This window comes from Polynucleobacter sp. MWH-CaK5, assembly GCF_018687615.1.
Classification (GTDB): Bacteria; Pseudomonadota; Gammaproteobacteria; order Burkholderiales; family Burkholderiaceae; genus Polynucleobacter.
This window is the reverse complement of the sequence record NZ_CP061299.1, coordinates 476,179-498,132: the sequence shown is the minus strand read 5'-3', so window position 1 is coordinate 498,132 and position 21,954 is coordinate 476,179. Positions and strand designations below refer to the sequence as shown.

17 protein-coding genes and 1 other RNA gene are annotated in these 21,954 nt (G+C 44.7%); 8 read left to right on the top strand and 10 right to left on the bottom strand.

What is annotated here, in order from left to right; translation table 11 throughout:
• Window position 1: 1 nt before the first annotated feature.
• The 5 genes from GQ367_RS02570 to gyrA are packed head-to-tail and all read right to left on the bottom strand — an operon-like array spanning window position 2 to window position 6,906.
• Window positions 2-883 (bottom strand): prephenate dehydrogenase/arogenate dehydrogenase family protein, encoded by an 882-nt coding sequence (locus tag GQ367_RS02570; protein WP_251370193.1) that lies wholly within the window; start codon window positions 881-883, stop codon window positions 2-4.
• Between the two features lie 2 nt (window positions 884-885).
• Complete coding sequence (gene hisC, locus GQ367_RS02565) at window positions 886-2,022, bottom strand: histidinol-phosphate transaminase (RefSeq protein WP_215291219.1); 1,137 nt, start codon at window positions 2,020-2,022, stop codon at window positions 886-888.
• Between the two features lie 16 nt (window positions 2,023-2,038).
• Complete coding sequence (pheA, locus tag GQ367_RS02560) at window positions 2,039-3,118, bottom strand: prephenate dehydratase (RefSeq protein WP_215291217.1); 1,080 nt, start codon at window positions 3,116-3,118, stop codon at window positions 2,039-2,041.
• The gene (serC, locus tag GQ367_RS02555; RefSeq protein ID WP_215291215.1) at window positions 3,108-4,199 is read right to left on the bottom strand and encodes a 3-phosphoserine/phosphohydroxythreonine transaminase; all 1,092 of its coding nucleotides are present in this window, start codon (window positions 4,197-4,199) and stop codon (window positions 3,108-3,110) included. The genes pheA and serC overlap by 11 nt, the downstream gene beginning before the upstream one ends.
• Window positions 4,192-6,906 (bottom strand): DNA gyrase subunit A, encoded by a 2,715-nt coding sequence (gyrA, locus tag GQ367_RS02550; protein WP_215291213.1) that lies wholly within the window; start codon window positions 6,904-6,906, stop codon window positions 4,192-4,194. Before gyrA ends, serC begins: the two co-directional genes overlap by 8 nt.
• A gap of 106 nt (window positions 6,907-7,012) precedes the next feature.
• Here gyrA and ompA point away from each other — a divergent pair, with 106 nt between their 5' ends.
• The 6 genes from ompA (at window position 7,013) to GQ367_RS02520 (ending at window position 12,773) form a co-directional block, all read left to right on the top strand.
• Window positions 7,013-7,582 (top strand): outer membrane protein OmpA, encoded by a 570-nt coding sequence (gene ompA / locus GQ367_RS02545; RefSeq protein ID WP_215291211.1) that lies wholly within the window; start codon window positions 7,013-7,015, stop codon window positions 7,580-7,582.
• Between the two features lie 131 nt (window positions 7,583-7,713).
• Window positions 7,714-8,409: a bifunctional 2-polyprenyl-6-hydroxyphenol methylase/3-demethylubiquinol 3-O-methyltransferase UbiG gene (gene ubiG, locus GQ367_RS02540; protein WP_215291209.1), complete on the top strand. Its 696-nt coding sequence runs from the start codon at window positions 7,714-7,716 to the stop codon at window positions 8,407-8,409.
• The gene (locus GQ367_RS02535; RefSeq protein ID WP_215291207.1) at window positions 8,409-9,107 is read left to right on the top strand and encodes an HAD family hydrolase; all 699 of its coding nucleotides are present in this window, start codon (window positions 8,409-8,411) and stop codon (window positions 9,105-9,107) included. Before ubiG ends, GQ367_RS02535 begins: the two co-directional genes overlap by 1 nt.
• Before the next feature lie 6 nt (window positions 9,108-9,113).
• The gene (gene chrA, locus GQ367_RS02530; RefSeq protein ID WP_215291205.1) at window positions 9,114-10,427 is read left to right on the top strand and encodes a chromate efflux transporter; all 1,314 of its coding nucleotides are present in this window, start codon (window positions 9,114-9,116) and stop codon (window positions 10,425-10,427) included.
• A gap of 80 nt (window positions 10,428-10,507) precedes the next feature.
• Entirely contained in the window at window positions 10,508-11,566 is a 1,059-nt protein-coding gene (mnmH, locus tag GQ367_RS02525) for a tRNA 2-selenouridine(34) synthase MnmH (protein ID WP_215291203.1), read from the top strand.
• On the top strand, window positions 11,559-12,773 hold the full coding sequence (locus GQ367_RS02520; RefSeq protein WP_215291201.1) for a class I SAM-dependent methyltransferase: 1,215 nt from the start codon (window positions 11,559-11,561) through the stop codon (window positions 12,771-12,773). Before mnmH ends, GQ367_RS02520 begins: the two co-directional genes overlap by 8 nt.
• 13 nt (window positions 12,774-12,786) lie before the next feature.
• On the opposite strand, the gene GQ367_RS02515 is transcribed toward GQ367_RS02520, so the two are convergent.
• From GQ367_RS02515 to GQ367_RS02500, 4 genes are all read right to left on the bottom strand, one after another.
• Complete coding sequence (locus GQ367_RS02515) at window positions 12,787-13,941, bottom strand: hypothetical protein (protein ID WP_215291199.1); 1,155 nt, start codon at window positions 13,939-13,941, stop codon at window positions 12,787-12,789.
• A 109-nt stretch (window positions 13,942-14,050) separates the two neighbouring features.
• Window positions 14,051-14,409: a transfer-messenger RNA gene (ssrA, locus tag GQ367_RS02510) on the bottom strand.
• Window positions 14,410-14,463: 54 nt separating this feature from the next.
• On the bottom strand, window positions 14,464-15,471 hold the full coding sequence (locus tag GQ367_RS02505) for a ChuX/HutX family heme-like substrate-binding protein (RefSeq protein WP_215291197.1): 1,008 nt from the start codon (window positions 15,469-15,471) through the stop codon (window positions 14,464-14,466).
• 127 nt (window positions 15,472-15,598) lie between these two features.
• Window positions 15,599-16,567, bottom strand: coding sequence for an SLAC1 anion channel family protein (locus GQ367_RS02500; RefSeq protein WP_215291195.1), 969 nt, complete (start codon window positions 16,565-16,567; stop codon window positions 15,599-15,601).
• A gap of 174 nt (window positions 16,568-16,741) precedes the next feature.
• Here GQ367_RS02500 and GQ367_RS02495 point away from each other — a divergent pair, with 174 nt between their 5' ends.
• Complete coding sequence (locus GQ367_RS02495) at window positions 16,742-18,118, top strand: ferric reductase-like transmembrane domain-containing protein (RefSeq protein ID WP_215291193.1); 1,377 nt, start codon at window positions 16,742-16,744, stop codon at window positions 18,116-18,118.
• Between the two features lie 45 nt (window positions 18,119-18,163).
• Here the strand turns inward: GQ367_RS02495 and GQ367_RS02490 are convergent, their stop codons facing one another.
• Window positions 18,164-20,083 carry an ATP-binding cassette domain-containing protein gene (locus GQ367_RS02490; protein ID WP_215291191.1) on the bottom strand — a complete coding sequence of 640 codons (1,920 nt, stop codon included), beginning with the start codon at window positions 20,081-20,083 and terminating at the stop codon, window positions 18,164-18,166.
• A 41-nt stretch (window positions 20,084-20,124) separates the two neighbouring features.
• Here GQ367_RS02490 and GQ367_RS02485 point away from each other — a divergent pair, with 41 nt between their 5' ends.
• Window positions 20,125-21,903, top strand: coding sequence for a cation:proton antiporter (locus GQ367_RS02485; RefSeq protein ID WP_215291189.1), 1,779 nt, complete (start codon window positions 20,125-20,127; stop codon window positions 21,901-21,903).
• Window positions 21,904-21,954: the final 51 nt, after the last annotated feature.

The following is a 21,954-nucleotide window of genomic DNA, read 5'->3' as shown; positions in this document are numbered from 1 at the left end:
ATCAACGACCTTCCCACTTTTGGCGTTCAGCACTGGCGCGCGTAAAAGCTTTCAATAAAGCATCGCTGTCTTCCTTGGCAATCAAATCTCTTAATTGCTTGGTCAGATTGAGATACTGATCCAGCTCTTTTAATAATGCCTTCTTATTGGCCAAACTGATGTCGCGCCACATTTCAGGGCTTGAAGCCGCAATTCTTGTGAAATCTCTAAAACCAGCACCAGCATGACCTAATTTGACATTCGCATCTTCTGAATTAGCCACCTGCAACATCAAGGCAAAAGATAAAACATGGGGCAAATGAGAAATGGCTGCAAAGACAGCGTCATGCTGCAAAGAAGACATGCGGTGCGTACTAGCACCAGTCCCTAACCAAAACTCATTAATTGCATCCACTGCACCTGGTGCATTTTCTTGCAATGGGCAAATGATCACTTCTTTACCTTGATACAAATCTGTTTTGGCAGCACTCGCACCATGTTGCGCTCCACCCGCGATTGGATGAGCTGGAATAAATTGCGCCACCTTGTCACCCAAAGCAGTTTTAGCTGCCATGATCACATCGGTCTTGGTGCTACCAGCATCAGTGATCAATGCATTTTGTTTGAGATGAGGCTCGATCGCATGAAGGATGCTGAAGGTTTGCGCAACAGGCACGCACACCACGATCACGTCCGCTTCTTTCGCGCACTGTTCAAGACTCACTGCTTGATCAATTGCTCCAAGCTTGATGGCCTCATTCAAATTTGCTTCAGAACGACCAACACCTAAAACCTTATCAAAGGTTTTGGCTTGTTTGTGTGCCAAACCAATTGAAGCACCAATCAAACCAACTCCAACAATGCCTAGAGTTAAAGGTTTTACTACTGAAGTATTTTGAGTCATGGTCATCGCCCAAGTATTTTCTTGAGCGCTTCGATGAATACCTGATTCTCCTCAGGCAATCCAATAGAAATGCGCAACCATTGAGGCAAACCGTAATTACCCACAGGACGCACAATCACACCCGCTTTTAAAAGCTCTAAATTAACTTTAGCACCAGCATTAGGCTCATCGCCCACTTTCACCAAAACAAAATTGCCTGATGATGGAATATAGGACAAGCCCATTGAATCAAATGCCTTGGTCAGCTGCGCATAACCGGCACAATTCAGGTCATAGCATTTCTTTAAAAATGCGCTGTCAGCCAATGCCGCAATCGCAGCCGCCTGAGCCAAGCTGTTGACGTTGAAGGGCTGACGAATTCGATTCAATAAATCAGTGATGTTGTTTTGTGCAATGCCATAGCCAATTCTCAGACCAGCCAATCCATAGGCCTTTGAAAAACTTCTTGAAACAATCACATTCGGATATTTTCTGACCCAAGCAATCGCATCGTATTGCTGTTCTGGCGTTAAAAATTCGTTGTAAGCCTCATCAATCACGACCACCACATGCTCTGGCACTTTTTGTAAAAAAGCTTCAATCTCAGAAGCTTTTAAAAATGTTCCAGTAGGATTGTTTGGGTTGGCCACAAACACCAAGCGAGTTTTAGCGGTGATGGCTTTTAACATTGCCGGCAAGTCATGGCCAAAATCAGCTGTTGCTGCAACTTCAATCGCTTTTGCACCAACCGCTTGAGTAGCTAATGGGTATACCGCAAAGGCATGCTTTGAGAAAACAACTTCATCGCCTTCTTGCGCAACGGCTCTGGCAGTTAACTCCAAGATGTCATTACTGCCATTGCCCAGAGTGATCCACTCAACAGGCACACTTAGTTTTGTTGCCAAGGCATTTTTTAATTCAAAGCCATTGGAATCTGGATAACGACCTAAATCTTCAGCCGCTTTTGCCATCGCCTTCTTTGCTGACTCTGGCATACCCAAAGGATTTTCATTAGAAGCTAACTTAACAATCTTGTTTTCATCAAGACCAAATTCACGAGCAACTTCACTGATGGGTTTACCACCAACATAAGGAGCAATGTCTCTTACGTGCTTAAGCCCAATCAATTGCTCGGCGCTTTGTCCAACGTCGTTGGCCATGATCAATCTCTCTTAATTAATGACTGCGTGGGTAAGACCCTAGGTTCTTGAAAAACGCTGCTTCAGCCTGTAACTCAGACAATGCTGCAGCAACCTTTGGGTCATTGGCATGACCATCCATATCGATGTAGAAGAAATACTCCCAAGTGCCGCGTCTCGCTGGACGTGACTCAAGGCGATTCATTGAAACGCCATGCTTTGCCATAGGTGCCAATAACTGATGCACAGCACCAGGTTTATTGTTAACGGAAAGAATGACTGAAGTCTGGTCTTTACCTGATGGCTGACATGAGCCGTGGCTCACAATCACAAAACGTGTGCGGTTATGTGGGTCATCCTGAATCTGACTTTGCACTGCTTGCAAGCCATACTGTTGCTGAGCTGAATCACCAGCAATGGCAGCAACCGTTGGATCTTGAGCTGCTAGCTTGGCTGCCTCCCCATTACTGCTCATCGCTTGACGATCTAATTTAGGGGCATTGCTTGATAACCAACGCTGGCACTGTGCCAAAGCTTGAGGGTGAGCCATCACACGTGTCACACCATCCAAATTTCCTGATTTGGTCAATAAATGATGTTTGATGGCCAAAGCCACTTCACCAGTGATCTTTAAATCAGTGTCTAGTAACAAATCCAATGTTCTTGAAATGGCGCCCTCGGATGAATTCTCAACGGGCGCAACACCGAAATCAGCTGCGCCAGCATCCACTGCACGAAACACCTCATCGATGCTTGAGCAAGGAACTTTGCTGATCGACTGTCCAAACTGAGCGAACGCAGCTTGCTCTGAAAACGTACCAGCAGGCCCTAAATAAGCAACGCGAACTGGGGCTTCCAAGGCTCGGCATGCGGACATGATTTCTCGCCAAATATAAGTGATGCCATCAGCCGCTAAAGGACTTTTATTTTTTGCAATCAAACCATCAATGACTTGACGCTCACGTTCTGGACGAAAAACTGGGGCATTCACATCATGCTTGATTTTGCCAACTGCTTGAGCAGCTTCGGCACGAGCCGCCAGCAACTCTAAAAGCTGCTGGTCTATAGAATCAATCCGAGCGCGCAAAGGAGCTAAATCTTTATCATCAGCAGCCACGTTCAAACTCCTTCATGTACTCAACCAATGCTTGCACACCAGCCATTGGCATAGCGTTATAAATACTGGCGCGCATTCCGCCAACACTCTTGTGACCTTTGATATTCATCAAACCTTGCTTAGCAGCACCTTCTACAAAAGCGTCATTTAACTTCTCATCTTTTAGATAAAAAGTAACGTTCATGCGTGAGCGACAGTTTGCATCCACTTTTGAGGTGAACAAACTGCTTGAATCAATCGCACCGTAAAGCAAATTTGATTTAGCAATATTTTGCTTTTCCATGGCTGCAACACCACCCTGGCGCTTTAACCATTTGAACACCAAACCAGCCAAATAAATACTATAAGTTGGTGGCGTATTCAGCATTGAATCGTTTTCAGCCTGCTTCGCCCAATCCCACACCATTGGCGTGATAGGCATTGCATGACCCAATAAATCTTTGCGCACAATCACGATGCTCAATCCAGCTGGGCCAATATTTTTTTGCGCGCCGCCAAACAAAACACCAAAATCGTTGATATCGAAAACTCTCGACAAAATATTGCTAGAGACATCAGCGACCAAAGGCTTATTCACTTTAGGAACATGTTGAAACTCAACACCACCCACAGTTTCGTTAGAACAAATGTGTACGTAAGCAGCATCGTCTGATAACTGCCAAGTTGCTTGGTCTGGGATAGAGGTAAAGCCATTGTCTGCACTTGATGCAGCCACATGGGCTTGACCATATTTAGCGGCTTCTTTGACAGATTTTTCTGTCCAGATACCAGTCACAATGAAATCTGCCTTGGGATCATTTTTCGCCAAAGGCATCAAGTTCATTGGAATCGCTGCGTTCTCACCGATAGCACCGCCTTGCAAAAACAGCACAGCGTAGTTATCAGGGATATTCATCAACTCACGAAGGTCTGACAAAGTCTCTTCGTAACAAGCCATGAACGGCTTGCCACGATGACTGACTTCCATCACACCCATGCCCAAACCATTCCAGTTGAGCATTTCATCAGCGGCCTGTTTTAAAACTTCTTCAGGAAGCGTTGCTGGCCCTGGTGCGAAGTTAAAAACGCGGCGATCAAACATTGTCCGGCTCCCCGCCCTCATCTTCTTGAGTCGCTACACCATCCACTGTTTCATCGGCTGATTCATCGTCACCTTCGTCATCATCGCTTTCAGCAATGCGCTGTAAACCTGACAACTGGGTACCCTCATCAACGTTGATCAAAGTCACACCTTGTGTTGCACGACCCATTTCACGAATCTCAGCAACGCGCGTGCGAACCAACACACCACCCGTTGTGATCAACATGATTTGATCTTGTTCTGACACCAAAACAGCTGCAACAACTTTACCGTTGCGCTCACTGGTTTGGATTGCAATCATGCCCTTTGTACCGCGACCATGACGGGTGTACTCTGCGATTGGTGTGCGCTTACCGTAACCGTTAGCAGTTGCAGTTAGCACGCTGCCTGGTAATGGAGCACCATTCTCATCAACAGCATTTGTTTGGCCTTCAACTTCAGCAGGCGCCACCAACATGGCGATCACTTCATGTGAAGCATCCAAATTCATACCGCGAACACCACGAGCTGTACGACCCATTGGTCGTACATCGTTCTCATCAAAACGAACCGCCTTACCAGCATCAGAGAACAACATCACATCGTGACGACCGTCTGTGATCGCAGCACCTACCAAATGATCGCCTTCATCCAAGTCAACAGCAATGATGCCGGCCTTACGTGGATTAGAGAAATCTGATAAACGTGATTTCTTCACCACGCCTTTGCGAGTTGACATGAACACGTACTTGTCATCTTCGTAGGCTTTGATTGGAAGAATCACTGTGATTTTTTCACCTTCAACCAATGGGAAGATGTTCACAATTGGTTTACCGCGTGATGCACGACCACCTTGTGGAACTTCCCACACCTTCAACCAGTACATACGGCCGCGGTCTGAGAAACACAAAATCGTGTCATGGGTATTGGCAACGAACAAGGTATCAATCCAGTCTTCGTCTTTGGTTGCAGCCGCTTGCTTGCCACGACCACCGCGTTTTTGCGCACGGTATTCAGACAAAGGCTGGCTCTTCATATAGCCGCCATGTGACAAAGTAACAACCAAATCTTGTGGAGTGATCAAATCTTCTGTGAACAACTCAGTCGCATTCATCTCAATGCGTGAACGACGACCTGTGTCATTACCCGCTTGACCAAACTCAGCTTGAACCGCTTGGAGTTCTTCAGTGATGATCACTGTGATGCGTTCTGGCTTAGCCAAGATGTCTAATAAATTAGCAATCTCAAGCATCACTTCTTTGTACTCGCCAACAATCTTGTCTTGCTCAAGACCTGTTAAGCGCTGTAAGCGCATTTGTAGAATCTCTTGAGCCTGACCTTCTGATAAACGATACAAACCATCAGCCTGCATACCAGCAGCTGGATCCAAATCTTCAGGACGGAATGAATTACGGCCACCAGGCGCGTCTTTTTCTGCACGCGCCAACATCTCACGCACAACTTCAGAGTCCCAAGACTTCAATAGCAATTCACGTTTAGCTTCAGGAGGAGTTGGTGCTGCCTTGATGATTTTGATGAATTCATCAATATTGGCAAGAGCAACAGCCAAACCTTCGAGAACGTGACCACGTTCACGCGCTTTGCGAAGTTCGAAAACAGTTCGACGAGTCACCACTTCTCTGCGGTGTGACAAGAAGCAATCTAACATTTGCTTCAAGTTCAACAAGCGTGGCTGGTTATCCACCAAAGCCACCATGTTCATACCGAATGTATCTTGCAACTGCGTGTATTTATATAAGTTGTTTAGAACAACTTCAGGCACTTCACCGCGCTTTAGCTCAATCACAACGCGCATACCGGATTTATCAGATTCATCACGAATATCTGAAATACCCTCAACCTTTTTCTCAGTAATGAGTTCAGCGATGCGCTCAAGCAAAGTCTTCTTATTAACTTGGTACGGTAATTCGTCAACGATGATCGCCTGACGTGAACCGCGCTCCATGTCTTCAAAGTGAGTCTTGGCACGCATCACCACGCGACCACGACCAGTTCGGTAACCATCTTTAACACCTTGGATACCGTAGATGATTCCAGCTGTTGGGAAATCAGGAGCTGGAATGATTTCCATCAAATCATCAATCGTGCACTCTGGATGATTGAGTAAATGCAAACAAGCAGACACAACTTCATCTAAGTTGTGCGGAGGAATGTTGGTGGCCATACCCACAGCAATACCTGATGATCCGTTGATCAATAAATTAGGTATTTTTGCTGGAAGAATTAATGGCTCTTTTTCGCTACCGTCATAGTTCGGTCCGAAATCAACAGTTTCTTTATCTAAATCGTCTAATAGCTGATGGGCTATCTTCGCCAAACGGATTTCCGTGTAACGCATCGCCGCAGCGTTATCGCCGTCCACAGAACCGAAGTTACCCTGACCATCCACCAGCATGTAACGCAAGGAGAAGTCCTGCGCCATTCGAACAATGGTGTCGTAAACAGCTGAGTCACCGTGTGGGTGGTACTTACCGATCACGTCACCGACGATACGAGCAGACTTCTTGTAAGCCCTGTTCCAGTCGTTATTTAACTCATGCATCGCGAACAAAACACGACGGTGAACAGGCTTTAACCCATCCCTCACATCGGGCAAAGCTCGGCCCACAATGACGCTCATGGCATAGTCCAAATAGGACCGACGCATCTCGTCTTCTAGTGATATTGGGAGTGTCTCTTTAGCGGCGTTATTTTGTGTAATTTCCATCAGGCGATTTTATCACTCACAGACTGTTATTTATATGATTTATAGTGCTAAAATGCTGGGTATCCAATTTGGATCGGCCTCCACACAGATAATTTGAGGAATAAAAATGAAAAAACTACTACAACTACTTGCAATCGCTGGTATCGCTATCAGCTCAAGCGCTTTTGCTCAAAAATCAGTTGATAACTGGGTAAACAGCACAGGCATCGTTTGGAAAAACGGTACAAATGAACTTTGCTGGCGCAATGCTAACTGGACTCCAGCGACTGCTGCTCCAGGTTGCGATGGCGCAATTGCTGCTAAAGCTGCTCCAAAAGCAGCCGCTAAGGTTACTTTGAACGCTGACGCATTGTTTGATTTTGATAAATCAGTACTTAAGCCTGCTGCTAAAGCAAGCTTGGACAGCTTGGCTGGCAAAGTAAAGAGCTTGACTCTTGAAGTGATCGTTGCTGTTGGTCACACAGACTCAATCGGTACAGATGCATACAACCAGAAGTTGTCTATCCGTCGCGCTGAAGCAGTTAAGAAATACTTGGTAAGCAAAGGTATTGAAGCTAAGCGTATCTACGTTGAAGGCAAAGGCGAGTCACAGCCAGTTGCTGATAACAAGACAAAAGAAGGTCGCGCTAAGAACCGTCGCGTTCAAATCGAAGCCATCGGTACACGTAAGAACTAATTTAGTTTAGTTTTACTTAAAAACCCGGTTCTGCCGGGTTTTTTTACGTCCACATTTTCTTCACATCGGTCCATAGAGTCTGCTGACCAAAGCTTTCAACAAACTTCTAGTCACTTGATTAGAATAGAGCCATGAACGCAGACCAAACCGAAATAGATAAATTCAGTGCTTTAGCTCATCGCTGGTGGGACCCTACCAGCGAATTCAAGCCCTTGCACGCCATCAACCCTCTTCGCTTAGATTGGATCAATCAACACATTCCCCTAGAAGGCAAGAAAGTTCTAGATGTTGGTTGTGGCGGCGGCATTTTGGCCGAATCGATGGCCAAAATGGGTGCAAAGACCAAGGGCATCGATCTATCTAAAAAAGCTTTGCAGGTCGCAGAACTCCACAGCCTAGAAACCTCTGTTGCGGTTGACTATGAATTGATCAGCGCCGAAGATTTGGCGCAAAGAGAAGCTGGCCAATATGACGTAGTGACATGCATGGAAATGCTTGAGCACGTACCAGATCCAATGAGCATTATTCAAGCTTGCTCAACTCTGGTGAAGCCTGGTGGGCATGTTTTCTTCAGCACTTTGAATCGCAATCCAAAGTCTTATTTATTCGCCATCATTGGCGCTGAATATGTCCTTCGCTTGTTACCTAAAGGTACTCACGATTACAAGAAATTCATCAAGCCTTCAGAACTCAGTCAGTTTGTGCGTCAAGCCAACTTAGAAATGACTGAATTGATGGGCATGACCTACAACCCATTCACAGAAGTTTATTCATTGGGTCGTGATACTGATGTTAATTACATGATCGCAACAACGAAAAGTAATTAATGTCGAATTCAGCATCTCCATCAAATGTAATTAAGAAGCCTCTGTATGAAGGGGTCTTTTTTGATTTAGATGGAACCTTGGCTGATACGGCACCTGACTTAGTTGCAGCAGCCAATCTGCTGCGCATCAAAAGAAATTTAGACCCCCTACCTTACGAAGTTTTGCGCCCACGCGCATCTGCAGGAGCTCGGGGCTTAATTTTTGGCGCTTTTGGATACGATAAAGATCATCCAGAATTTGAAGAACTTCGGCTTGAGTTTTTAGCAAACTACGAAAAAGATATTTGCGTACACACCAAGTTATTTGATGGGGTGTCAGACGTGTTGGATGATCTTGAGAATCACGCCATCACCTGGGGCATTGTGACCAACAAGTCTGAGCGCTTGACTCACCCGTTACTGAATTTGATGAATTTAGCTAAACGTAGTCAAGCCATCATCGGTGGAGACACCACCCCATTTGCAAAACCACACCCTGCCCCGATTCTTAAAGCAGCAGAAATTTGTTCGGTGAACCCACTGAATTGCATTTATGTGGGCGATGACCTCAGAGACATTGAAGCCGGTAAAGCAGCCGGCATGAAAACAGTGGCTGCAGCTTACGGCTATTGTGGATGTGATGAGCACTTCAGTGAATGGGGTGCCGATCACATCATCCACCACCCATCAGAATTAAGCGCCATCTTATTGGCCAGTTGATTGAGCATGAACCCATCTCAATCAACTCAAAACAAATCATCAAATAATCACGCTATTTCTATTTCAACTCCCAGCTTAAAAGAAGCCTTTTGGTTTTGGCTCAAACTTGGCTTCATCAGTTTTGGCGGACCCGCTGGTCAAGTTGCCACCATGCATCAAGAATTGGTCGAGAGAAAGAAATGGATTTCTGAAGATAATTTTCTTCATGCCTTGAACTATTGCATGCTCTTGCCCGGCCCTGAGGCTCAGCAATTAGCTACTTACTTAGGCTGGGTGATGCATCGCACTTGGGGCGGAATCATCGCTGGCGTTTTATTCATCCTGCCCTCTTTGCTTCTATTCATTGGCTTGTCTTGGGTCTATTTGATTTATGGTCAGCAAGCATGGCTCATCACTCTATTTGACACCATCAAACCAGCCGTGATCGCCATCATCTTTTTTGCCGCCTACAAGATGGGCAAGAAAACTCTCACAAACGTTTCATTAACAACTGTTTGTTTGATTACTTTTATAGCTTTACTTGTATTTAACATTCCCTTCCCATTGGTCATACTTGGTGCCAGTTTGGCTGGATACATTCATCACAAAGTAAGACCAGAGACCTCCACCGAAGTTTCTGAAGCCACTCAAATCAACCCAAGTCATCCAGCATTTTTTAAAATTGGTTTATTCGGCCTACTTCTCTGGTTAATACCTTTTGCATTACTGATCAGCCTCTTTGGCTGGAGCAACACCTACACCCAAATGTCATGGTTCTTTACCAAAGCAGCCTTCTTGACCTTTGGTGGCGCTTACGCCGTGTTACCTTATGTTCATCAAGCAAGTGTTGAACAATTTCAATGGCTCACATCAACACAAATTCTGGATGGCTTGGCTTTGGGTGAAATCACCCCTGGTCCATTGATCATGATTGTGGCATTCATAGGATTCTTGGGCTCCTTCAAACAAGAGTTGCTAGGCATTGAAAATCTATTTTGGGCAGGCGCTCTCGGAGCAATCGTGGCAACGTGGTTCACTTTCTTGCCATCGTTCATGTTCATTTTGCTAGGCGCCCCTTTGGTAGAGGCAAGTAAACAATATAACAAGCTCAATCAAATCTTGAAATTCATCACGGCAGCAGTTGTTGGCATGATTCTTCATCTGGGTAGCTTCTTCATGATTCATGTGTATTGGCCTCAAGGTTTTGCACAAACCCCTGCTCTACTCTCCATTGGCATCACGGTAATCTCGCTTTATCTCTTATTGATGAGACGCTGGTCCATCATGCAAATCATTGGTCTATGCCTTTTATTCGCAGGCTTCAGACTATTTGTTTTATAAATAAATCAATAATTTAAGACTGTTACTCAATACCATGGGAAAATTGAGCCCATTCAATTGTCTTATGTGCTTTATCACTCATGAAATCCTCCATAACCGCCGACATCCTTGAGCGCTCAAGCTTCGATGAAATCATCGATGTGCGCACGCCTGCGGAATATGCAGAAGATCACATTCCTGGCGCCATCAACTGTCCAGTGTTATCGAATGAAGAGCGCATCGTGGTTGGAACCATGTACAAACAAGCATCACCCTTTGAAGCTAAGAAAGTTGGTGCAGCATTGATTGCAAAAACAATTGCTTCATATATTGAAACTGAATTTAAAGAGAAACCTAAAAACTGGAATCCTCTGATTTACTGTTGGCGTGGCGGCAAACGCAGTGGCTCGATGACGCACATCCTCCGACAAATTGGTTGGAATGCTCAAATCTTGGATGGCGGGTACAAGTCTTACCGCAAAGAAGTGGTCACCAAACTCAACACCCTGCCTCAGCAATTCAGCTTCATGGTGATCACTGGCCAAACTGGTAGCGCCAAGAGCCGTGTTCTAGAAAAACTGAATCAATTGGGCGCGCAGGTTTTAGATTTAGAGCAACTGGCGATTCACAAGGGCTCAGTTCTCGGGAACATCCCCAACATCCCTCAGCCAAGTCAAAAAATGTTTGAGACGAAACTGATTCAATCTTTGGAGAAATTTGACACAAGCAAGATCGTTTTTGTCGAAGCTGAAAGTCGAAAAATTGGCAGCCTACACGTGCCCGATGTTTTATTGGAAACCATGCGCAAAAGTCCTTGCATCAAGATTGAGGCAAGCATTGAAGCCAGGGTTGAATTCTTGATTTCAGACTACGATTACTTTGTTCAAGACCCCCAGCATTTAATCAGCACCATTGATTACCTCAAGGACTTGCACAGTAAAGAAACTTTAGCTCACTGGAAATCACTGGCCGAAGAGGGTCAGTGGCCCACATTGGTGAGTGAATTACTAGAACAGCACTATGATGCCCTCTACCGTCGCTCACAGAATTCCAATTATGTGAATTACGAAACAGCCACAAGCTATAACACTGCAGACTTATCTGCCAAAGGAATTGATATCTTGGCCAAGCAAATATTGATGGGACACCATTATGCATAAAACCATCTCTCACGAAACTGCTCACCCACCCATCAGTTGGGATGAGGGCGAAACCACACACACCTGTCGCTGGCGCTCTGAAAAAGGTACTCCGCCACCTAAAAAGCTGATCATCGCTGACGACACACTCACCGCTGATGAAGCCTACCGTGTAGCTTGTGAAGGCACAGGCATTATTTGGCGAGGTGACTTTCAAAATGCCAAGCAATTACTTCAAGCGATGACTCGCCGCGCAGATAAGCCTTCCAAGAAGAGTATCCGCAATCTAAAGTCTTCAAAGAACAAGCAAGAAGGCGTGATCCCCCTCGCAGTGCCGATGTCAGAAATTTTTCACAAGCACCGACTCACTCAGTCACAAAGAAGCCGAACACTCGGCATGCTTTTGATACAAGTCGAACCTGATCACACCATTGGACTCAGAAGAGCTCCGGATGTGAGTCAAGCTTGCTTGGCAGTCTATGGTTCTGTTACGGAGCCCTACGTGATGTCTTTAAGAGATTTACTGGGATTCATTGGCTCATTGGAGTGGCGCAAGAACGGTATGGCACTCGATGCCCTTAAAGATTTAGGTGATGGGCGCATCCACCCTCATTACGGGGTATTTGCACCAGTTCGCTCAGAGTACATCGGCTTATTAGAAAAAGCGCCTTTCCCCGCATCTATCAATAAGCAATCATTGGCTTTTGATATTGGTACAGGAACAGGCGTTCTAGCAGCAGTGTTGGCCAAACGTGGCATTCAAAAGATTGTGGCAACAGACCAAGATGAACGTGCGATTGAATGTGCCACAGAGAACATCGAAGGTTTGGGCATTGGTAAGCAAGTGAAACTGATGCAAACCAATCTTTTCCCTGAAGGCCAGGCTCCCTTGATTATTTGTAACCCTCCATGGGTGCCAGCAAGACCGAGCTCACCGATTGAATATGCGGTTTACGATCCAGACAGTCAAATGCTCAAAGGATTTTTAGCTGGCTTAAAAGATCACCTCACACCAGATGGTGAAGGATGGTTAATTTTGTCAGATCTAGCAGAGCACTTAGGCTTAAGAACACGTGCAGAGTTGTTGTCATGGATTGAAGCAGCAGGATTAAAAGTATTGGGTCGCAATGATGTCAGACCAACTCACATCAAAGCGCTAGACACTCAAGATCCTTTGTATCGCGCCAGAGCGGCTGAAGTAACTTCTCTTTGGAGATTGGGCGCTTAAATCAGCCCATGGCCTAAAAAGCCTCAAATCCAAAGAAGTAGGGGATGGCGCGGTTCTTGACTAAGAAACCGCCCTCCTCTGGACTCAATCCAAACTGATGAAGTTGCTCTGCTGAAAGTGTTTGCATGCGCTGAAAGTGACGCGAACGACTGAATACACCATTGCGCCAGTTATAGATATTCTGAATTTTTTCGTTGTACAAATAATGATGCTCGTTGTCATTGTAAAAATCATCGAACGAAGCTCTGCCCATATAAATAGAGTTAGATCCCTCATAACCATCCACATCAGATGATTTAGGATCATTATTCACAAAGTAAACCCAATCTCCAGGCACAAAATTCATAGGTGCCACCCGAGTTTGAATTTTTAAAAGCTTGCCTAAACGCTTTTGCTCTTCTGGACTGATCGGCTTTTGAAAAGACCACATAGCACCAGGCTCAATGCCAACTAAAACATCATCATCTGATTTAAGTCTTTTAATGATGGCATCGGCCATCGCATCATCTTTTTTAACTCTTCGAAAATAATCTAAGATTCCCTGAATAATGACAATCTTGGTGGCTGTGTAACATCCAATTGAGCACTTGTCCTGCTGAATGAAAAAATCTCTCATGGCCTTATCCAGCGAAACTCCTGGTTTTAAATTACCCCGATCCCAATACTGCTGATTCCATTGGGCAGAAGATCCATCCGGAAAACTCCAATGAAGATGCTCAGACCAAGCCACAATCATTTGTCTAATTTGGACGTGCTCTTTAAGGGCATCAATGTGACAAGCATTTCCAGCAAAGACTGTTTCTCTTCCCTGGTGCATCAGAGCCAAAAGAATTTCTTTTTTGGAAACGGTCTCAATCTCTGTCAATCCTTTTGCATCTGGCAAAGAAATGCGCTCTTCAGTGATGTTGTATTTGGGATCCCAACGTAAATACAAGGTTCCATAAATAGATGGGGCTTTCAAACTCAAACGAAGACGAGCACCACTCTCATGAACCTCATAGACAGATGGATCGACACCCAATTCTTGTTGATAGGTCTTCAGTTGACTTTTTAATTGGGTCAGCCTCTCTGCACCGCACTCAAAAATCAAACCGCCATTAGCCTGAGCAGCCACCAACGGTGCTTGAGTTAATACAAATAAAGAGACGATGAATATTTTTAACTTCATGAAAAAATGGGGTTGAATTGAGCTGATTGTGACACCAATCGCGATCAATTTAAATACACAATATCCCCATAAAAGAAAAAAGCCTCATCCGAAAATGAGGCTTTTTAATTGGTGGAGCCGGCGGGGATCGAACCCGCGTCCGTAAATCCTCCACATAGAGTTCTACATACTTAGTTGTGTCATTTAGTTTAACCAGCCTGTCACGGACCAACACGTTACAAACTAGCGATTCACTAAATTTTCGAGTTACACATCGTGACATTATGTAACCTTATCTCTTGTAAATGACCCTGATCTAACTTGCGTTAGCTGACCCAAGAGAGAATCAGTTCAGGGGCAACCGCAATTAAGCGGCTAGTGCGAAACGTTCGTCGTTTGCAGTTGTTGCATTCCCATTGTTTTACGAGATGACGGGTCCTCGGTATGCCCTCAATGCTTTGCAATCCACGTCGAAACCATGTCGGCCCCGATATACGCATATCAGTCTTTGTATTTTATTCCTTTTACCCAAAAGACGCTCATTTATTCCAAAAGACTCATTTCCGTTGCCCTTTCCTTTACTTTGGCTTGCTCCAGAACATCCTCCCAAGCCTCTATATCAGCCAGAGTGGCTTTGGCAGAAAGAGAAATCAAAGCCGCAGGAAGACCTCTGTCATCTAGCATCTCAATCAAGCATGGACTAGATTGATGATTGATGAAAATTTTAGGTATCCGCTTTAAATTCAAATGACAATTGAATTGCTGATTACTTAAATGCAACCATTCTTTGTGCTCTCGAACTTCATCCAACACCCCATCATGAGATTGCTCCACCCCATCGTTTCCCACAACGATGATCAATGGCAGCTTGGCTTGCACCACAGAGCTCAATAAGAATTGCGCCTCATCAAACCCTATCAACTCATTTTGATCGGCGTAGCGCCCCTCAATCATCTCGGCCAAAGCACCTTTACTTAGATACTGATCATGCTCTGATTTCTCTTGAACATTGACCCCAGGATCTTGATTTGAGTCAGCCCATTTTTTAGCAAGATCATCGAAATACCAGTGATGACTGTGTGGCAAAAGAAATACCTTATGAACTGATTCTCCAAATTCATTAAAGAATTGAATGCTTCGCTGTAGAGCATTGGATTTACATTCTTCAAAAAGATAGCCATACTCCCACCGCTCAAACATCAAACGAATTGCGAGCTCGTCAGAGAGCACCATGCCCACACCATCACTTGAAGAGGTGTGCTTATAAAACGCTAAGTTTTCATGAACTGCGTGAGCGTTTCTGGTCAGACTCATGACTTCGCCAAAGCCTTGTATGTCTTGAATGATGTTTGGCCACAATGGCTTTAAACGAATGGCTCTGGCCAAATGGGGAGATGTCTTGATTGATTCCAGCTTAGTGACTCCAACATGAGAATCTACCAACTCAAGCTCTGTGATATTTAGAAATGATGCGATTTCTCGATGGCGATGTTTCTTTTCAACTCTTAACGAAGCAAAGCTTTTACGAATATCGTGAAACGTACTGCACATAAGCCCTCCTATAAAAATAGGCACTGGCTTGCTAAAGGAGAATTAACGGCTGGCTTGTGCGAAATGAGTGAACTGCAAACATCATCTTACATGAGAATGATTCTCAACAATGACAGTATGGGAAAGATCAATCAACCCAGTGAGGATCTTTCATGTGTATCGCCATCAAAGTTCTGATGAACAGACCCACAATCAAAACGGTTGTAAAAGCTAAAGCAATATAAGCAAGATATATGGCGGCAGGCACAAACAAGGCATAGTTAAATGCCGCCACAGTGAATGATGCTGATGGGAATGAATAGGCCCACCAAGACATAAAGAAAGGTAGTTTTGCAAACTTTTTAAATTGCGTGATCAAAAAGAAAGCAAAGAAAAATCCAATCGCGATCAAGATATGCGCAAAAGGATCAAGGCCCTGCTCTACTGTTCTTTGAGTCAACAAAAGCCATGATGAGAAAGCAACTGTTGGCGGGGCCAAAAAGATGGCCATGGTTGGTTTTAAACGATCAGGCAACGGCGGTTGAACAAACATCAAACGGTGCATCACCAACGATAAAAGAACCACCCAAAAGATCAGACCAACGCCAAAAAAGAACCATGAGATTTCAAAATAGCCCAGCTTCACACCAGCCAAAGGAATCACCACATTACCCACTGCTGGAATAAACCAAACGGGGCATGCGTGAGCCGCTTGCAAACTTTCACGGTGAACCCAGGCGTTAACAACAGCCAACAAAGCAATTAAATGTAAGCCTGCACCCAAAAGCCAAACAATCTCAGCCACTTCAAATGAATAAGGAACAATCACTGCCGCCAACAAACAAACACCCACTGAAATAGCGCCAAAGAATGAAGACTTAACAGGATGGTTCCACTCTTCGACTAATTTTTCAGGGGTCTGCAATTGCTTGCGGAGTAAGCCGAGCGCAAGCACCAAAAATACGCCAATGGCCAATAAACCAAAAGCAAGAGAAACATGCTGAGCGAACTCAATTTGAACCACATGAGAAAACTTTGACCAAGTCAAAGATAAGCCAGATAAACCCATGACCATGGCAAATGCTGAAACAGGGGGTGCGGCTAAAAATGTTCTCATGGCGACCAGTGTGTGATTGATTAAGTGATTGGTATTCTTATTTTTCTAAATTTATCATTTTTGCTAGAAATAACTTTCGTACGCAATCATAATGGGAATATGACCATAAATGTGTTGAGCTGCATCAGCTTACTGATTTACCTAAGTATTGTTCTAATACCTCTGGGTATCTCCATGATGCTCAACCTGCCAAATAGACCGTGGCTTGATGAACTTTCCTCAAGCTTCGCCATGATTGGCTTCAACATAGTTCTGATTGAGTTTTGGCTCTCTGGACGAGTGAAATCGCTATCAAGAATCTTAGGCGTTGATTGGGTCTTACAAGTGCATCAATTATTTGCCAGAACTGCTTTGGTATTTTTATTGCTTCACCCCTTCATGTACACGCTCCCGAGTCAACCAATCTGGATGACAAGCTCATCTCATCAAGATTTTCTTGGCTTAACCCTCACCTCAGGTTTAACAGGGATGTTGAGTTTGTTTGCATTGATTTGCCTTGTAGGCCTAGCAATCATGAGAAAAAGTTCTGATCTCAGCTACGAGGCTTGGAGATTGAGTCATGTGATCTTGGCGATCATCATTGCTGGCGTTGGCTTTTTTCATACCATTGATGCTGGCAGGTACGCCCAAGAAGATTGGATGAAATCTTATTGGCAGTTCATGTTGGGGCTTGCTCTAGTGAGCCTTGCTTGGACTTACATCGTTAAACCTCTTGTGCAAAATAAAAATGCTCATGAGGTCACATCAATCAAGCAAGTTTCTTTAAAAATTTGGGAACTGGTGATCAAGCATTCCAAAGAAAAGAAGATCAACTATCAAGGTGGTCAATTTGCTTGGCTAAAAATTGGCAGCAGCTCACCCATGCCCGAGAATCCATTTTCCATCTCATCTTACTCAAGACAAGACTCTTCTGAGATCAGCTTCTTGATCAAAGATGTGGGTGACTTCACCCACCAAATCAGCCAACTTCAAGTTGGTCAGAAAATATTCATCGATGCCCCTTATGGCAATTTTGGTGCAGAGGCCCTTTCAGTTGAGCATGATCAACTGGTGATGATTGCAGGTGGGGTTGGCATAGCGCCCATGATCAGCGTCTTGCGCCAGATAGAGCGCGATCAAGACCCAAAAGTCTTGGCTAAGAAAATCTTATTGATTTACGGCAATCGAGTGGCGGAGCAAGCAGTCAATCTCAAAGAGATGATTCATCTTGAATCGTTCAGGAACCTGGAAGTGGTTCAACTAGTATCTGAGCCAAGCAAGGATTGGCAGGGTCTAACGGGCGTCCTGGATGCAACCACACTTGAAAAAATACTGAACACCCATCAAATCAATGTGAAGTCTGCACAGTTCATGATTTGTGGTCCTGCAGAAATGATCGACTCTGTTGAAATAAGTCTTGATCAATTCGGCGCCCCCTTGGGGAATATTGATTCAGAAAAATTTCAATACGATTTTGGAAAGAAGAATCCTAAAAATAAGCGCAGTGTGATCAGCACTCTATTGGGAACTGCTGCACTTCTTGCAGCAGCTATCTACGGCGCACTTCACTGATGCCTAGTAAATCAAGAGCGTGATAGCTTCAAGTACTTAAGCGCTTTAAGAACTCGAACGCTCCAAGAGATCTTCCCAACGAGACATCAGTGAACTTAACTTGCTCTCAATGATTTTCAAATTTTCTTGTAAAGAAATCACATCAGCCGGTCTATTTTTATAGATCTCTGGATCCCCCAAACTTTCACTGATACTTGCTTGCTCTTTTTCAAGATCATCAATTTGTAAAGGAATAGCCTCAAGCTCAGCTCGCTCTTTGCTATTTAACTTTTGTACTGTTGATTTTTGAGGCTTTGGTGTTTCTTTGGTTGGCTCAGGTGCAGAAGGTTTAGATTTGGTTGACTCAGTGCTGCCAGCTTGATTGCTTCGATATTCTTCTGAGCGCTTCTTCTGAATCTTCCAATCTTCATAGCCACCCTCGTATTCACGCCAAAAGCCATCTCCCTCGTAAGCAATGATTGAAGTGACGACGTTATCTAAAAAGGCCCTGTCATGACTGACTAAGAAAACAGTGCCTTTGTAATCTTGTAGCAGTTGCTCTAAGAGCTCCAGAGTATCTATGTCTAAATCGTTGGTCGGCTCATCAAGAACCAGAACGTTAGCTGGTCTGGCAAATAATCGGGCCAATAAGAGTCGATTGCGCTCACCACCAGATAAAGTACTCACAGGTGAATTTGCTCTTTCTGGAGAGAACAAGAAATCATTCAAATAACTTTTAACGTGCTTGCGCGCGCCATTGATTTCAATCCATTCACTGCCGGGACTGATGTAGTCCTCCAGGGTTGCATTCAGATCAAGACCTTCGCGCATTTGATCAAAGTAGGCAATATCAATTTGAGATCCCATTGTGGCCGTACCGCTGTCCGGCTGAATCGATCCAAGGATTAATTTAAGCAATGTTGTTTTACCAGCTCCGTTAGGACCTAATAAGCCAACCTTGTCGCCACGCAAGATGGTGGCAGTGAAGTCTTTAACAATCGGTCGATCATAAGATTTGCTGACGTTTTCTAAATCAGCGACGATCTTTCCACTGCGATTACCAGAAGCAACTGATAACTTGATCTGCCCCATGGCATCTCTTCGTGCAGCTCGTATTTCTCTCAGCTTTTCAAGACGCGCAATACGACCAACACTTCGGGTTCTGCGAGCTTCAACCCCCTTACGGATCCAAACCTCTTCTTGGGCTAACAATTTGTCAGCTCGGGCATTGGCCAATGCCTCGGAAGCTATTTCTTGCTCTTTTAAAGTTTCATATGCTGTGAAGTTACCTGGATAGCTTCTTAAGATACCTCGATCAAGCTCAACGATTTGAGTACTCACAGCATCCAAAAAGGCACGGTCATGGGTGATCAAGACCACTGAACCTTTGAAAGCTTTTAATAACTCTTCTAACCAAGTGATTGAATCTAGATCAAGATGGTTCGTAGGCTCATCCAAGAAGAGAACATCAGGCACTGCCACCAATGCTTGGGCCAAAGCCACACGCTTGCGATTACCGCCTGATAGAGAACCGATTGCAACATCTGGATCCAAATGCAAACGATCCAAGGTTTCATGAACGCGCTGCTCCCAATTCCAACCGCTCATTGACTCTAGTTGAGATTGGATTTCATCCAAACGATGATGGGAATCATCATTCCACTCAGCGACGCTGAGCTCCTCATATTCTTCTCTGAGAGCCTTGACCTCAGCCACCCCCTGAGAAACTGCGTGAAAGACTGTCTCAGCAGGATCAAAGACTGGCTCCTGAGCAACGTAGGCCATTCTTAGGCCCTGTTGGTATTGCAAACTGCCATCATCAAGTTTTTCTAAACCCGCTAAAATCTTGAGCAAGGATGACTTGCCGGTGCCGTTTCGACCAATTAAGCCAATCCGTTCACTGGATTCGAGTGAAAATTGGGTGCCCGCCAGCAGGTCTACGTGGCCAAAAGCCAGTTTTGCATCATTTAAAACAATTAAAGCCATAATCACATTATCGCGGTTAAATTTAAAAAGAGACCAATCATATGCATGGAGTAGATTTCATCAAGGACTTGGCAGTCATCATGCTGACTGCCGGCGTGGTCACGGTGATCTTCCATTACCTAAAACAACCGGTTGTTTTGGGTTACATCATTGCGGGCCTCATTATCGGGCCATATACGACCGCTGTTCCATTTATTTCTGACGAGAAGACGATTAAAACCCTTGGGGAGCTTGGCGTTGTCTTCTTGATGTTTGGCTTGGGCCTTGAATTTAGCTTGAGAAAGCTTGCCAAAGTGGGGGCCACTGCTTTTGTGGCGGCCATTGCACAAATTGTGCTGCTCATTTGGGCTGGCTATGAAATTGGACGCTTCTTTAATTGGTCGTCCATGGACTCCATCTTCTTGGGCGCGATGATGGCGATCTCTTCAACCACCATCACCGTTAAAGCCCTTGAAGAACTGGGCTTAAAGAAAGAAAAGTTTGCCCACCTCATTTATGGCATTTTGATTGTTGAAGATATTGCAGCCATCAGCTTGATCGTGATGCTCACTGGTATTGCCACAACCGGTCAATTAGCGGCGGTTGATGCGGCCATGACCATTGGTGAACTGATTTTGTTCATGACCATTTCTTTGGCGGCTGGCATCTTGCTCATCCCTCGCCTATTGAATGTGGTGGCAAAGTTTCATCGCAAAGAAATGCTCTTGGTCACAGTGCTAGGTCTTTGCTTTGGCTTTTGTCTGTTAGTGATCAAGATGGAGTACAGCGTTGCTTTGGGCGCATTCTTAATTGGCGCCATCATGGCAGAGTCTCGCCATATTCATTCAATTGAAAAGTTGATTGAACCAGTCAAAGACATGTTCATTGCCATTTTCTTCGTGACCATCGGTCTTCTCTTAGATCCTGGTGTTATTTTGAAATACGCCCTTCCGATTGCACTCATCAGCTTTGCCGTGATAGCCATCAAAGTTGTTTCATGCAGCATGGGCACCTTTGTGACGGGCCACGATGGCAGAACATCGATGCGCGTTGGCATGGGTAAAGCTCAAATTGGAGAGTTCTCATTCATCATTGCATCGCTTGGTTTAACACTGAACGTGACCAGCGACTTCTTGTACCCAATCGTGGTGGCAGTCTCAACAATCACCACTCTTTTCACCCCCTACTTGATCAAAGGGTCGGATCCAATGAGTGATTGGATGGGCAAACGTATTCCCAATCCAATTAAAAATGTCTTCGTGCAATATTCAGAATGGCTTGGTCAAATTCGCTCGGATGATCAAATGCGTTCAGATATCAGGCCTTTTGTCAGAAGAATCACATTCCACGTTTTTGTGAATGCTTGTGTGGTCATCACCCTGTTCTTATCAGCCACCAAAGTATTTGCCTTTATCAATGGCTATGTGGACACAGGCCACTTGATTTGGTTCACTGAGATTTATCAACAAGCCTTCATGTGGGCCACCAGCTTACTGCTATCAGCGCCATTCTTGTTTGCCATTTATAAAAAACTAGAGGCGCTTGGCATGCTATTGGCTGATGCAAGGCTTCACTCAAACCACCATTCGTCTGAAGACACCATCGCCACTCAAATGCTCTTCACCCAATTGATGCCAGTTTTAGCGATCGTTTCTTTGATGGTTTTGGTGTCCGCCCTGAGCTCAAGCATCTTGCCTCCGATGGGCATGTTATTCATCTTAGCCATTCTGATGGGCACAGTGATTTACTTGCTGCGCAAACAACTCATAAAGATTCACACCAAACTTCAAGTGGCCTTAACTGAATCATTCAAAGAGAACAGTCAAACTCCGCAGCCTTAATGATCTGGATGACATCCATCATTTTGGCTACGACTCAGCAAGTAAGCGATA

Excerpts from the sequence above, each read along its gene's own strand:
- GQ367_RS02570 (WP_251370193.1), bottom strand. The coding sequence starts at position 883 with ATGACTCAAAATACTTCAGTAGTAAAACCTTTAACTCTAGGCATTGTT.
- hisC (WP_215291219.1), bottom strand. The coding sequence starts at position 2,022 with ATGGCCAACGACGTTGGACAAAGCGCCGAGCAATTGATTGGGCTTAAG.
- serC (WP_215291215.1), bottom strand. The coding sequence starts at position 4,199 with ATGTTTGATCGCCGCGTTTTTAACTTCGCACCAGGGCCAGCAACGCTT.
- gyrA (WP_215291213.1), bottom strand. The coding sequence starts at position 6,906 with ATGGAAATTACACAAAATAACGCCGCTAAAGAGACACTCCCAATATCA.
- ompA (WP_215291211.1), top strand. The coding sequence starts at position 7,013 with ATGAAAAAACTACTACAACTACTTGCAATCGCTGGTATCGCTATCAGC.
- ubiG (WP_215291209.1), top strand. The coding sequence starts at position 7,714 with ATGAACGCAGACCAAACCGAAATAGATAAATTCAGTGCTTTAGCTCAT.
- GQ367_RS02535 (WP_215291207.1), top strand. The coding sequence starts at position 8,409 with ATGTCGAATTCAGCATCTCCATCAAATGTAATTAAGAAGCCTCTGTAT.
- chrA (WP_215291205.1), top strand. The coding sequence starts at position 9,114 with ATGAACCCATCTCAATCAACTCAAAACAAATCATCAAATAATCACGCT.
- mnmH (WP_215291203.1), top strand. The coding sequence starts at position 10,508 with ATGAAATCCTCCATAACCGCCGACATCCTTGAGCGCTCAAGCTTCGAT.
- GQ367_RS02520 (WP_215291201.1), top strand. The coding sequence starts at position 11,559 with ATGCATAAAACCATCTCTCACGAAACTGCTCACCCACCCATCAGTTGG.
- GQ367_RS02515 (WP_215291199.1), bottom strand. The coding sequence starts at position 13,941 with ATGAAGTTAAAAATATTCATCGTCTCTTTATTTGTATTAACTCAAGCA.
- GQ367_RS02505 (WP_215291197.1), bottom strand. The coding sequence starts at position 15,471 with ATGTGCAGTACGTTTCACGATATTCGTAAAAGCTTTGCTTCGTTAAGA.
- GQ367_RS02500 (WP_215291195.1), bottom strand. The coding sequence starts at position 16,567 with ATGAGAACATTTTTAGCCGCACCCCCTGTTTCAGCATTTGCCATGGTC.
- GQ367_RS02495 (WP_215291193.1), top strand. The coding sequence starts at position 16,742 with ATGATGCTCAACCTGCCAAATAGACCGTGGCTTGATGAACTTTCCTCA.
- GQ367_RS02490 (WP_215291191.1), bottom strand. The coding sequence starts at position 20,083 with ATGGCTTTAATTGTTTTAAATGATGCAAAACTGGCTTTTGGCCACGTA.
- GQ367_RS02485 (WP_215291189.1), top strand. The coding sequence starts at position 20,125 with ATGCATGGAGTAGATTTCATCAAGGACTTGGCAGTCATCATGCTGACT.